General features: G+C 50.8%; 8 protein-coding genes and 1 pseudogene. 4 read left to right on the top strand and 5 right to left on the bottom strand.

Annotated features, from left to right (window positions below):
• The first annotated feature begins 1 nt into the window (after position 1).
• Together IX84_RS20850 and IX84_RS20845 are read left to right on the top strand one after the other, a co-directional pair.
• Positions 2-4138 (top strand): DEAD/DEAH box helicase family protein, encoded by a 4137-nt coding sequence (locus IX84_RS20850; protein ID WP_044225277.1) that lies wholly within the window; start codon positions 2-4, stop codon positions 4136-4138.
• 13 nt (positions 4139-4151) lie between these two features.
• Positions 4152-7892 (top strand): zeta toxin family protein, encoded by a 3741-nt coding sequence (locus IX84_RS20845; RefSeq protein ID WP_044225275.1) that lies wholly within the window; start codon positions 4152-4154, stop codon positions 7890-7892.
• A gap of 13 nt (positions 7893-7905) precedes the next feature.
• On the opposite strand, the gene IX84_RS20840 is transcribed toward IX84_RS20845, so the two are convergent.
• From IX84_RS20840 to IX84_RS33560, 3 genes and pseudogenes are all read right to left on the bottom strand, one after another.
• Positions 7906-8187 (bottom strand): helix-turn-helix domain-containing protein, encoded by a 282-nt coding sequence (locus IX84_RS20840; RefSeq protein WP_044225273.1) that lies wholly within the window; start codon positions 8185-8187, stop codon positions 7906-7908.
• A 14-nt stretch (positions 8188-8201) separates the two neighbouring features.
• A complete protein-coding gene (locus tag IX84_RS34680; protein WP_394333437.1) occupies positions 8202-8324 on the bottom strand; it encodes a hypothetical protein in 123 nt (40 codons plus the stop codon).
• Between the two features lie 178 nt (positions 8325-8502).
• A pseudogene (locus IX84_RS33560) lies at positions 8503-9348 on the bottom strand (phage integrase SAM-like domain-containing protein); the annotation flags it as partial.
• Between the two features lie 214 nt (positions 9349-9562).
• On the opposite strand from IX84_RS33560, the gene IX84_RS20825 reads away from it, so the two are divergent.
• On the top strand, positions 9563-10807 hold the full coding sequence (locus IX84_RS20825; protein WP_052515835.1) for a transposase: 1245 nt from the start codon (positions 9563-9565) through the stop codon (positions 10805-10807).
• A 289-nt stretch (positions 10808-11096) separates the two neighbouring features.
• A complete protein-coding gene (gene accC, locus IX84_RS20820) occupies positions 11097-12563 on the top strand; it encodes an acetyl-CoA carboxylase biotin carboxylase subunit (RefSeq protein ID WP_044225267.1) in 1467 nt (488 codons plus the stop codon).
• A 135-nt stretch (positions 12564-12698) separates the two neighbouring features.
• On the opposite strand, the gene IX84_RS20815 is transcribed toward accC, so the two are convergent.
• Both IX84_RS20815 and IX84_RS20810 read right to left on the bottom strand, forming a co-directional pair.
• The gene (locus IX84_RS20815; protein ID WP_044225264.1) at positions 12699-12929 is read right to left on the bottom strand and encodes a hypothetical protein; all 231 of its coding nucleotides are present in this window, start codon (positions 12927-12929) and stop codon (positions 12699-12701) included.
• Positions 12910-13776, bottom strand: a complete 867-nt coding sequence (locus IX84_RS20810; protein ID WP_044225262.1) for a S24 family peptidase — start codon at positions 13774-13776, stop codon at positions 12910-12912. Before IX84_RS20810 ends, IX84_RS20815 begins: the two co-directional genes overlap by 20 nt.
• Positions 13777-13841: the final 65 nt, after the last annotated feature.

The following is a 13841-nucleotide window of genomic DNA, read 5'->3' as shown; positions in this document are numbered from 1 at the left end:
CATGATAGAAGCAATCATTAACGACAACTGGTATGTCCAGAACCCGGAAAAGGTACTCGGCACGCCCTACCAGGCCACCGGGCGCTTCTCTGACAACGTCACAAAGTACCGGGGCACGATGGAAGACGTGATGCGCATCCCGGGCGTAGCTTATGAAGCGGCTAATATGCTCTCGCCCCATATTTCCAGCGAGCATAGCGATACATTTGCAAAAGACATTCATATCCCGCAACAGAGGAATATCAAGCGGGCTTTAAAAAAGGCAAAAAAAGAAAAGAGCGCCCGCGGCCAGGCCAAAGCCGGCGAGCTGGATTTGATCACCTTTGATGAGATCGACCAGCAGTACAACAAACACCTGACGGATGCCCAAAAGGAAGTCTTTGTCTGGTACCAGACTAAGGTGCTGGGCCGTGCTATGAAAGGCGGGTGGAAGAAATACTACAACCCGGCTGCATTGTCGAAAAAAGTAGTGCCCCTGGAGTGGGCCAAACAAGAGCTCGTGTACTGGTTCGGCGATGGCTTCCTGCCAGCCTTTATCTACATGTCCGGCAATATCGCCGAGCGCCGGGAAATGCTCGGCCAGGACCAGCCCAAGATTGAAAGCATGAAAGATGGCAAAGCCATCTTTGAGCAGCAGTCTGCCGCCCTTGACCAGGTATGGAACCGGGTTGCGCTGCGCCGCAAGCGCCTCAATGCTGAGCGGGTGGAAGACCGCCTGATCATTAAGCCGGTCAGCAACCTGGCCAAAAAATACACCATCAGGCACCTGAAAGGCGAAGTCCGGCTGAAAGCCAAAATCCGGCAGAACGGGCAGATCGACTATGCCCGTACTTTGCAAAGAGGCATGCGGCAGGAACTCAAAGCGCCAATTTCCCTGCAAGGCGCTTTCGTGCTGTGGATGAGCGAGAATGCCCGGGAGCTGGGCATCCGGCGCGGGCTGACCTGGCGATCCATCAAGGAGCTTTACCTGGAAAGCCGCAAGCGCGGGAAAAAGGAGGACGTGCAAGAGTTCAAGCGCAACAAGTCCGCCGCCCAGCAGGAGGGCATCCGCCTGTTCTCGGACTTCCTGGCCAAAGCCATTACCGATGAAGACCGGGAAGCCATCGAGCGCATCTGGAATGAGCGCTACAATAGCGAAGTACCGGTAGACCTGGACCAGGTGCCCATCGGCTTTACCATGGCCCGCATCTACAACGGCATGGAAATGGACATCCGCCCGGAAAAGCGGGAGGCCGTTGCTTTTGCCCAGGTCAGGGGCGCGGGCTGCCTGGCCTACGGGGTAGGGCTGGGCAAGACCTGGTGCGCTATTTTCATCGCCGCCCAGTTCCTCGAAAACGGCTGGTGCAAACGGCCCTTCTTTGTGCTGCCCAACCAGGTCTACAAACAGTTCATGGGCGAGTGCAAAGGCATACTGCCGCACATCCCCCAAAATGACCTGTACAACCTCAGCGAAGATTACCTCGAAAATATCCCGGAGGAGGGGCCCATGCCCGAAGGCTCCATCACCTTCCTGACCTATCAGGGCTTCAAGCGGGTGGGGCTGGACGATATGCAGGAACTGAACTTCTTTGGGGAGCTGATGCCCATCCTAGAGCAGGAAGATAACCTTGCAACAGGCAAAGCCGCTAGCAAAGCCTACGAGCGCCTCAAAAACAAGGTCGGGGGGCTGATCGGCGTATCGCAGATGGGCGCACGCGCCAATATCGACCGCATGGGGCTCGACATGATGGTGGTGGACGAAGCGCACAGCGCTAAGAAGATATTCACCACCGTAAAAGCCGAGGAGGAAGAAAACCTGGACAATGAAAAGCGCATCAAGCGCTACGATATCAGCTCCGGGGAGCCTTCGGCCATGGGGCTCAAAACCTTTATGGTCGCCCAGTACGTCCAAAGGGTAAACCCCACCGGCAACGTCCTGCTGTTGACCGCCACGCCCTTTACCAACTCGCCTATGGAAATTTACTCCATGATCAGCCTGGTGGGGCTGCGCTATTTGCAGGAGCTGCAGCTGAAGAACCTCAAGCAGTTCTTCGACCAGTTTGTCAATACGTCCAATGAGCTGGTGTTCACCATTGCGCTCAACCCGGAGTTCAAAGATGTATTTGTGGGCTTCTCCAACCTCGATGCTCTGCAGTCTATCATCCGCCGTTTCTTCCTTTACAAGCAGTCGACCAAAAACCTCAAGCGGCCCAACAAGATCGTCCTGCCCCTGCGCCGCAAGGTGGTCAACGGTATGGAGATCAGGCTCGGCGGGAACGAGACGATTGAAACGGTGCTTCCATTCAACGCTTACCAAAAAGAACGCATGGACAGCATCCTGGCCTACGCTGCCGGGCAGATTAGCGTCAATGAGGCTTGCCAAAACGCCAAGGTAGACTCAGACGATAACGGGGGCGGCGTGCGCATGCTCCGTGCGGCAGGCATGGCCAGAAAAGTAGCCTTTTCGCCCTACATTTTGGAGTGCGATGAGGAAACGAAGAACCCCGGATCGCCCAAAGCCTTCATAGAAAGCTCGGCAAAGCTGGAGTTCATCACCGGCTGCATCCGCAGCGTGAAAGCCTACCATGAGCAGCAGGGCTCGCCTATGTCCGGGCAGATCATCTACAGCAATATGGGCGTAGAGTTCTTCCCTTTGCTGCGCGATTACCTGATCGAAAAAGTAGGTTTCCAGCCGCATGAGGTGGGCATCATCGTCAGTGAAAGCCGCATGAAAAAGATGGGATTCAAGGACAAGCAGACGGTGCAAAATGCCTTCCTGGGCCGCCGTTTTAACCCGGTAACACGCGATTACGAAGACATCCCCCACGAGTTCCGCTGCAAAGTGCTCATCGGCAGCGCCACCATACGCGAGGGCATCAACCTTCAGCGCTACGCTTCCTGCCTTTACATCCTGGAGCTGCCCTGGAACCCCACCGACGTCAATCAGCTCGAAGGGCGGCTGTGGCGGCAGGGCAACATCCACCGCAGCGTGCGCATCGTCAACCCGCTTATGGAGGACAGCATGGACATCTTCATGTTCCAAAAGCTGGAAGAGAAAACTGCCCGCATCAATGCCATTTGGGACTTTGATAATAACCAGAGCACGCTGGACACCCGCGACTTTGACCCAGCAGAGCTCAAGTACGTCCTGATCAAAGACCCTTTTCGCATCGCCGAGCTGGAAGCCAAAGAGCGCAGCCTGGAGCTGGAAGACGAGATCGTTGCCATTGATTCCCAGCTTAACACTCTGCAAGGGCTGCGCAACGACCGCTATCAGGCATTCAACCGTTTGGAAGAGATTGTAGAGGCGGTAAGCTACTACCGCGGCCTGCCGGAGGGCGCAGCGCAAGACCCCGACGAGATGCGGCGGCAGGTTTCCTACATCCTGCGCTCCAAAAAGCTCAAAGACGGGCGGCTGGTAGAAACGCTGCGCGAAGAAGTAGAGCGGGGCTACAAAGTCAGCCATTACTACCGCAACCCCTACGAAGATGCCTGGATAAAGCCTGCCGGTATAACGCCCCCTTATTGGTACTCCAACTGGAAAAAGAGCGTAGCAAAGTACAACCGGGCCGTGGTGGAAATCCTCAAGCCCAAAGGGCTGGACGACTCCGAAGAAGCCATCAAACAAGCGGTTGAGCAGCTCCAGGCAGAAAAAGAACAGAAGAGAAAAGAAAAGGAGGGCCTGCTCAAGGCAGAGCGCCTGCAAGAAAGGGCCGAAGAGATCAGGCTGAAAAAGGAAGCCGAGGGCATCGCTGCGGCTTCCATCGACGCGCGGGTGGCACAGTTCGCACAGCTTAATTACATGCTCGATGGCCTGCGCGTGGAAGAGCCCCAGGAAAGCATTGCCGGTGAAGCGGAGGATGCCCTGTACCGGGCAGGGGAAACCGTAGGCTATGCCGGTAAAAAAGCCCGTGTAGAGAAGGCTTACCGGGGCAGCAATGGGAAGTTTTACTACCTGGTCAAACAAAGCTCCTATGTAGAGCTGGCCCTTGAGGCGGAGCTGTCCCCGAACAATGCAACTCAGCAAAAACGTATGCAAGCCCGGCAGATGGGCAGCGTGCAAAAAGAGTTGCCGCAAAGGGCGAACACTAAGACAAAGATACTGCTGGCCAAAGCCAGGAAACGCAAAAAACTAAAACTGCTGCAGCTCGCAGCCTAAAACTTGAACAGCTATGAAATCTAAGGCACAAGCGTACCTCAAAACGATGGGCATGGACACCGCAAGCCTGCCCCAAAAGTACCAGGAAAACTTTGAAGCCATGCGGGACTTCGAGGAAATACTCGATATCGCGGAGCCCGGTTCCGAAGACTATAAGGAAGCCCTGGCTGAGTGGGAGGACTACGACGAGCAGATCCTCGCGGCATTGAAAAGGGACTACCCCGCGCAGCAAGGCTATGGGGGCACCCTGCGCTGGAACTGGGTCAGGGAAGGGGAGGAAGTGCGGGTGGACTGGGACCACCCCGAGCGGTACGTAGACGGGCGGTATTACATTATGCTGCCCAAACCTGCCGAGGGCAAGCTTGCCACTTACGAAAAAGTAGGCGAAGGCGATATCGAATTCCCCGGGCAGGATAAAAGAATACAGGAACTGCTCGCCCGCGCACCGCAGTGGGTCAAAGCCAAAACGCCCAGCCCGGAGGAAAAAGAGGGGCTGGGAAATGTCAACCGTGAGTTCCGGCAGTACATACAGAAACTGGATAGCGAACGCACAAAGCTCCCGGATTCATTGCCCTACATGAAGGGCGACAAAATCGTCGATGTAAAAGGCAGAGAGCACAAAGTCTACCTCGTGGTCGATGATGTCCCCTTTGCCATTTCCACCCGCCACCAAAGAGACGATGGGCACAAGCTCACCTTCCTGGAATACTACGACCGGCAGTCCAAGCTTTGGAAAAACGACGGCGAGCCTTACTACCATACCCACGCGCCAACTGAAGCGGCGATCCGCGCACGCCCCCGAGGCTTCTTTGAAGCGCGTTCCGCCGTGCCTGACAGCATGCCCCCGGTGGATGAAAAAGGCAAACGGCGCATTGACAGCCAAGCTTTGGATGCCCTGGAGGCGCACCTGGAAAAGCTGCCGCAGACCAAAGACATGCACTCGGAGTACGGGGAGTACACCGATGAGCGGAAAAAGCTGCACAACAAGATCATCACCGAAGAAGTTGAAGGCAACACCTGCATCCGCCGCGAAGCCCCCATCGCCATACTGACCGGCGGGCTGCCAGGCTCCGGCAAGTCGACCTACATCCGCAACAACAAGGACTGGATGGACAACCCGGCTATCTTCAAAGTTGATGCGGACGAAATCCGCGCCAAACTACCGGAATACAAGGGGTGGAACGCTTCTCAGACCCACAGCGAAACGCAGGATATCGTCAAAACCCTGCTCGGCAAAGTGGGCAAGTTTGGCTGTAGCTATGATGTCATTTACGATGGCACCATGAACAAATCCAAAAAGTACAAGCCCCTCATCGAAGTGCTCAAAAAGGAAGGCTACCGGGTGTTCATCATGTTCCTGAAAGTCGATAAAGCCACCAGCCTGGAACGGGCAATGGGGCGCTATCAAAAGTCCGGGCGCTACGTCCCCCGCTTTGTCATCGAAGAGGGCGTTCAAAATGGGCTAACGGCTTTTGAAGAACTCAAGGGCATGGTAGACGGCTACGTGCTGATTGACGGTAAAACTCAAAAAGTGCTGGAAAAAGGCGGTGCCGAAATCCCCGACGACCGGGACTACAGCAAGCTGGACGATCAGCCGTCCCAAAAAACAAGCAAAGCCAAGCCCCGCAAAAAAGCCAAAAAGGTCTACAAGAAAGACTACTACGCTGCGATGGACAAAGCCCATCCGGGGCTCAGCAAAGCCCAGGTCAAAGGCATGGGGCAAAAGGAGTACGAGGCCCTGATGGACAAGCTGGAGCAGGGCGCGAAGGGTATGGGCCTTACGGCAAAAAAAGCATCAGAGTATGCCGAGGCTTACGTCAGTGTGCATTTGCCGAAAGGCAGCACGGCCCAAAAGCCCAAAGGCTTCACACCACCTCCCTCCATGGAAGTCTTTCTGGTCATGAACCAGCCGGAAGAACCGGGGCAGTATGATCTGGAAGATGCCGACCTCTACCTGTCCAAAGAAAAAGCCCTGGCCAATAAAGACGAAGGCATAGCCGTGCGGGCTTCGCTCGATATTGAACAGTGGATGGAAGACAACGGCCTCTCTTTCGAGTCTGAAAAAGACTTATTGAAAGAAGTGCAGGAACCGGGCTGGTCATGGGATGGTGTGGTGTCTATTGAGGAGGAAATTGATTACCCTGAGTACACGCTCCCGGAAACCATCAAAGCCTACGGGGTGCTTAGTTTCGTAGACAAGGAAGAAGATTACTATGAATACGATACGCTGTCAATCGAGTTCAACAAGGGCCTTGTCGTTAAAACAGCGAAGGATTTAGGGCAGTGGGCCGTAGAATTGGACTTCAAAGCCGCAAAGTGGCTGGACAGGCTCAAACAAGAAGGTGGCCCGGTGCCTGCTATTCAGTCTTTGGAAGACATGAAAACTGAAATCCGGGGCGGAGGGTACGAGTACGATGATGGCATCGTTACTATCGGAAAGGTACTGCACAACCCGGACGACCTTTCCAATTTGAGAAAAAGCACGGGCACTGAGCCTTCAGCGGGCACTAAGCCTTCCTTTTCCTGGCGTACCGCTGCGGACACCTCCAAGCTGATGCCCATGCTCAACCACTGCCAGGAGTACGCCCTGAAGGTAGACAAAGACTTGCCCGTACAGCTCAAAGGCACCGGCAAGGAAAGCATAACGGTAACCGCTCAGAAAGGGGAGTACCTCATCTTCGACGATAAAGGGCACCTGGTCTACGTGATGAACGCCAACAGCTTCAAAAGGAAGTGTATTGAAAACACTACCCTCGAAAAGCACCTCAAGGAGAAGCACCAAAGCGGGCCCAAGCCCAGCGGCCGGCCATTGCCCAAAGCGCTGGAAAAATACCGGGGCGTATTCGGGGACTACGATGGGGACGGCGTACTGAACGTGGACGACCCCGACCCCTACACGCCGGGCGACGGGACAACCGTGGAAGAAGTTAAGCTGGCCGATGAGATCGAAAAGATCATCGACTTCCGAAAGGATTACGATACTGCCCGAAATGAATTTGTGGAGATCCTCAAAAAGCATGCAGAGGGCGAGACGGATATCCTCAGCCGCACCAAAACGCCATATTCCATCATCAACAAGCTCCGCCGAAAGCGGCTGGTTGGCAAAAAAGGCTTAACAGATGTGATCGGCACCATGGTCGTCTTCCCAGACCAGAAAAGCCTGGAAGATTTCAAGGACAAGGTAAACGCCGGAAAGCTGGGCGAAGTCCTGGAATTCGATGACTACTACAAAAAGCCACAGGCCGGCTACCGCGCCTACCACTGGAATGTCGTCTACAAAGGCTCACCGGTGGAGATCCAAGCCAAGACCGAGCGCGTGAAGAAGATCGCCAAAGCCAACCACACCCTCTATAAGGAAGGCAAAGACGATGCCGAAAAGTGGTACAGCCTCTGTATCGACTCTTACCGCCTGACCAAGATCGACACGCCAGCCCAGGGCAGCTACCGGAGCGTAGTAAGCAAAAGCCAGTTGCAGGCAGCTTACACCACCAAGGGGGAGCGGAAATACCGGAAATGCGCTGCCTTGCACTCGGAGCTTGCTAAATGCCGCATGAAAGGCAACTGCACCACAGAACAGCGCGAACGCTACAAAAAGGAGGTCGACACCTGCGGCAACCTGGCGAAGACTAAAGTAGGTGTACCAAAGTACGTCATCTACCTCCATGCAGAAACCAAAAAGCGCAGAAAAAAAGGCGAGGCATATAGTGATGCACTCGCCCGGGTGGCCGAAGAGCTGCGCAAAGCAGCCGCTTAATCATATCGTTTTTTTATACATGCTTTTCGTGGGTCGAAGTAAATAATGCTTCGGCCCTTTTCATTAGCTCTATCGGGTTTTGACCAGTCATAGCACAAATAATCAGAAACCGTGACAGATCCAGTTGGTATTTCCCGTTTTTGATCCTGCTCATACCAGACTTGTGGATACCCAGTTTCTCAGCGACTTCCCGGCTTGAAAAGCCTTTGTTTTTGTAGCCGGTAATCATGAGACTGACAATAATTTCTGTCAGTGTTTCAGCCTTCTCAATTGCAGTAATAATGCCTTTGTTCATAATCAGGAAGGTGCTTATTTAAAATGATCAAACTTCTGAGCTTTCTCAGCAATATCCATGTTGCCGGAGCGAAAATAGACAGCTAAGCTGGCAAGGTTTTTCCATCCCCCTAGCATCTTTATTCCATGCTGGCTCATCCCCTGCATATCCAAATTCGTTGCGGCGCTTCTTCGTGCAGTGTGCATACTTACTAAATTTCCATTTTGGAACAAGCTCATCCCCATCCTCGACAAGGGTGCTAATTCCTGCTATCTCAGCAACACGCCTTATGCACTTGTTGCGATAGCTGTTAGTGTACCGCGAGCAATCATAATCGTATCTTTTTAAGATTGTTTTTGCCTTGGCACTTACAGGCACAATCACCTGTGTTTTAGTCTTTTTGTTCGTTCCTACGTAAAACACTTTGCTGTTTTTCTCAATGAAATTTGATTTTGAAATAGCCGTCACATCGCTATCTCTAAGCAAAAGGTAGTAGGCAAGCAAAAAGAAGTCTCTTACAATATACTGAGCCTTTGACAGCTCAGAATCTGGGGTTTTTTCGATTTGTGCAATTTCGTTAGGGGTTAAAAAAGGCTTTGGGCGAGCTCTGCCCTGTTTATGCTTGATTTTCTCTATATGTGGATTATCAACCCGCTGGTGCATAATTGCCTTCTTAACTCGACCTAAATGATAAGCAGTTGTAGCCTTAACAAACCCCATCTTCTTCATATAGGTGACGAAATCAGCAACCCATTTTTCGTCAATATCCTTGATATATGATTTGATGGAGTAGTGTTTTTCAAACTGCCTGACTCGGCTTATAGTATTCCGATAAGCTTTTGCAGTACCAGCAGAATATTCACCTTTGTTCAAAGTGATATATTCTTCAAGCGCTTCGGTCAATAGCTTGCTTTTTGAAGATTTCAAAAAGTTTTCAAACGTCCCCCCATTAAGGAAGTGTTCTTCAAGAGCTATTTTCCTGGCTCTGATCTTGGCATTATAAAGCCTTGCGTTGGGGTGTTTAGACTTTACGACTTGCTTGTTCTTATCCCAGAACTTTGATTCGATATAAATACCATCAACCATAAAATATCGCACTACCCCATTAAGGTTAACATATACCTTGACAGCAGCCGTGCCATCCTTTCGCGGTTGGCCCCACAGAACAGTCCGAATTGTCACTATCTTTTGCTTAAAAATGTCTTAAAAAAGTGCTGACCAAAAATAAATAAAAAACACCAAAAACAAGCAAAAGAAAGGTCTGTTACTCTTTTGTAATCAGAGTGAATTATAATTTGTGTATTTGCAAGTGCTATTTGCATTACATAACTAAGCAATAGTTCGGTAATTTTTTGAAGCATTTGGATAAAACGAAAGGAAGCATCATTTTAGTGATATGCGACTATCTACTAATGATGCTTCCAGCAAGAGCCAGGCTCTTGTGGAAACGATACTAAGCAAAATTGATGGCTTAAACAAGCCGAGACGAAATTTTATCATTTCGATCATTGTACTGTATTTATCTCTACGAGGTCGATACACGTTCAAAGGCATGGAGCGATATGGCACTTACTGTGAAAAGACCTACCGACTCCAATTTGAAAAGTCATTCGATTTTCTCCAATTCAATATTGAGTTAAGTAAAGAACATTTAGGTGCTCACCGGATTATCGCCTTTGACCCAAGTTATCTTCCCAAAAGTGGGAAGCACACCCCACAGCTTGACAAATTCTGGAGTGGTTGTTTGGGTAAATCCGTCAAAGGCCTTGAAATAGGTGGTTTGGGCGTAGTCGGCATAGATGATCATACGGCTATGCCATTGGAAGCTATCCAGACGCCTGGTCAAAAAGAACTCAAAGAAAAAGGACAATCCCTGGTAGATCACTATGCCCAGTTGATCATCGAAAGGAAAGAGCAGCTTCGCCAGGTATCTAAGTATGTGGTCGTAGATGGCTATTTCTCAAAGATTTCCTTTATCGGCCCGGTTTGCAAGCAGACCGATCTAGAAGTTGTTTCTAAATTTCGTAAAGACGCTGATTTGAAATATCTCTACGCCGGTCCCAGAGAAAAAGGGCGTGGCCGGCCCAAGAAGTATAACGGTAAAATCAAGCTGAAGAAAATTGACAAAGACCAATTCCAACTGCTCCACGAAGATCAGGAGGTGAAAATATGGGGATTGATCTGTTGGGCAGTCCGTTTGAAAAGAAAGGTCAATTTAGCCTATGTTGAGTTCCTTGACGAAGGTCAGCCTACAGGCCGGTATGCCGTATACTTTTCAACGGATCTGGAACTGGATGGCCAGTTGATCTACGCTTATTATAAGGCTCGTTACCAGATTGAGTTCTTATTCAGAGATGCCAAGCAATACACTGGTTTGACTCACTGTCAATCCAGAGATGAAAAGAAGATGCATTTCCATTTCAACACCTCCTTGACGGCGGTTGGAGTAGCCAAGGCCGCCCACTACCTGGACCAGGATGTAGAACTAAGAAATGGATTTTCTTTAGCTAACGTAAAGACCTCGTATTTCAATGAACTGATACTGGATTTATTTTTATCCAACTTCGAAATCGACCCAGAACTGGAAAAAAATAAATCTGCCTTGCAAAGGCTATTGAATTTCGGCAAGATTGCCGCTTAAAAAATTACCGAACTATTGACTAAGGAAAATATTTAAAATAACAAATTTTAATTAATACCCTGTAATACAGAGTTTTAAAAAGCGATTTTTTAAAGCTTATGTCAAATACTTAAAAAATACCTTATATGAGATTTTATCTGATGAAGATTTACACCTAGTTTTCGGTATAGGTAAGGATTAAAGTTATTCCGCCTGTACGGGGATTCATGAATTATAGTTATTTTCCCGCAGGAAAACAGAACGAGCAGCTCGCAATTCTCAGAGCTGTCCAACAAAAAAGCTAAAACCAATGAAGAAAATCCTTGTCGCCAACCGGGGCGAAATCGCACTACGTGTCATGCGGACCGCAAAGAAAATGGGTATACGTACCGTTGCTGTTTACTCTGAGGCAGACCGGCACGCGCCTCATGTCAAATTCGCTGACGAAGCGGTATGCATCGGCCCTCCGGCGTCCGCTCAATCTTACCTGCTGATTGATAAAATCCTTGATGTTGCCAAGTCCCTGAATGTAGATGGCATACACCCGGGCTACGGTTTCCTGAGTGAGAATGCGAAGTTCTCCCAGGCTGCCGAAGATGCGGGTATCAAATTCATAGGACCGGGTCCGCACGCTATTGAAGTGATGGGTAGTAAACTGGCGGCTAAAGATGCGGTAAAAGCCTACGACATTCCTATGGTGCCCGGGCTGGACCACGCCATTACGGATATTGACGAAGCAAAAAAAGTAGCTAAAGAGATTGGATTCCCCGTACTGATCAAGGCCTCCGCCGGTGGTGGTGGCAAGGGGATGCGGATTGTTGAAAATCCGGATGAATTTGAAGACCAGATGAAGCGGGCCATTAGCGAAGCGACTTCTGCTTTTGGCGATGGCTCGGTATTTGTTGAAAAATATGTGACTTCTCCCCGCCACATCGAAATTCAGGTGCTGGCCGATGAGCACGGCAACTACATCCATTTCTTTGAGCGGGAATGCAGCATTCAGCGCCGCCACCAAAAGGTGGTGGAAGAAGCGCCTTCCGCTATCCTGACTCCGGAGCTGCGGGAGAAGATGGGCAATGACGCCCTCAACGTAGCCCGTTCCTGTAACTACACCGGAGCCGGCACGGTGGAGTTCCTCATGGATGCCGACATGAACTACTACTTCCTGGAAATGAATACCCGCCTGCAGGTAGAGCACCCGGTCACGGAGCTCATTACCGGCGTGGACCTGGTGGAACAGCAAATTCTCATCGCAAGAGGCGAGCCTTTAAAGATCAAACAGGAAGACCTGAGCATTACCGGCCACGCCCTGGAACTCAGGGTGTATGCCGAAGACCCGGCGGAGAACTTCCTCCCAAGCGTTGGTACTTTATCCCGGTACCGCCGCCCAAAAGGAGATAACATCCGCCTTGACGATGGGTATGAAGAAGGCATGGAAATCCCAATCTATTACGACCCGATGATTGCCAAGCTGGTGACCTACGGTGTTAATCGCGATGCGGCCATTCAGCGCATGATCGAAGCCATTGAGATGTATGAAATCGAAGGGGTGGAGACGACTTTGCCGTTCGGTAAGTTTGTTTGCGAACACGAAGCCTTTACAAGCGGAAAGTTTGACACTCACTTTGTCAAGCACTACTTCACGCCCGAAGCTCTTGAGAAGGGGAATGAAGGTGCCGCAAAAGTGGCAGCCAAGCTGTCTGCATACCTGTTTGAACGCAACAAGATCCAGCTCAACGTTCCGGAAGTGAATCATTCGGAATGGCAGAATCGATAGTCGCTTGTTGAAAGGGCTAAAAAGCCTTTTTCGCACCTGAAAGCGATAATCCTTCATCACGTTACCCGGAACAAATTGAACCGGGACCAAAGTGCCCGCCTCGATTTTACGATCCTGGCGGGTTCTTTTGTTGTTTTAAGGGTGCAGGGTATGAAAAGAGACGACCTTAACCGGTTGCCCCCACATGTGGATGGACATTTCCTCTTCTACTGGTTTGAGTGTCACTTCGACCGATTCCCCATCGTGCTTGAGCTGTTCGGGCATTTGGATAGGCCGGTACTCCCGCCCGTCATCGGCTACAATGCCCCAGAAGCCGCCTTCCAGCTTCACGTGTTTGATGGTCCCTTTAATCCTGATGTTTTTCATGTGGCTCGGTGGTTGATTTATTATTCAACAAACGCTCCACCGTATCGTTGAGGTTGTTGATAAGCCTGGACTGATTTTGGATGGTTTGCTTGAGGTCCTTCATTTCATCGTGAAGGTAGCGCTTGATGTTTTGCGGGGAAGGCAGGAAAGGGCTTATCTTCGCCCGCACATACCAGATTTCCCGAATATCGCCCAGGTTGAGGTGGTAAGGTTCGTAGAAGTTGTTATCAGAATGCAGCTCCAGGCTTTGCTTCTCTTTCAGATGGTTGAACGCCCGCTTCACCACCACATCGCCCCGGGTAACGACTACATAAACGTAGCTGTCCTTGACTCCGGATTCCCAGAGGGTGGGCTCCAGGTAGCTGCAAATGACCTTGTCCCCTTCAAACAGCGTGGGTTCCATGCTATCGCCCGCTACATCAAAAGACCGGTGAGTTCCAATTTTGTACTTGTAATCCGGCAGCGTGAAATGCGGCAGTTCCTGAATGAAGGTGGGGTCGGTCATCTCGGCAGCATAACCTGCCTGCGCCGGTACGGGCACATGCACAATGCGCTCCTCCTCATTGGAGTTGGTCACGATAGTCAGTACCCGGAAACTTTTATCACCTTCCTCACTCATGAACATGGGGCCCTCACCGGTGTAGATATAGACCGGATTGATCTTATACTGTTCCACGGCTTTACGCAGCAGCTCTATCGTTACGTCGCGCCGGCCCTTCAGAATTTCGCTCAGGCTTTGAGGTAAATAATCAAGCGACAAGGCAAACTGACGGCTGGACCGAACTTGGTTATCCGCCTTCAGTTTATCGTGGCACTTGACGAAACGCTGGGTAACGATATTACTCATAAGTTATGATTTCTAACAAAAATAAAATTTCTGTCCATAAAATGAGTAGTAACGCGGGTAAGTTT

Source organism: Phaeodactylibacter xiamenensis (genome assembly GCF_000759025.1).
Taxonomy (GTDB): Bacteria; Bacteroidota; Bacteroidia; order Chitinophagales; family Saprospiraceae; genus Phaeodactylibacter; species Phaeodactylibacter xiamenensis.
This window is presented reverse-complemented; position numbering and strand designations above follow the sequence as displayed.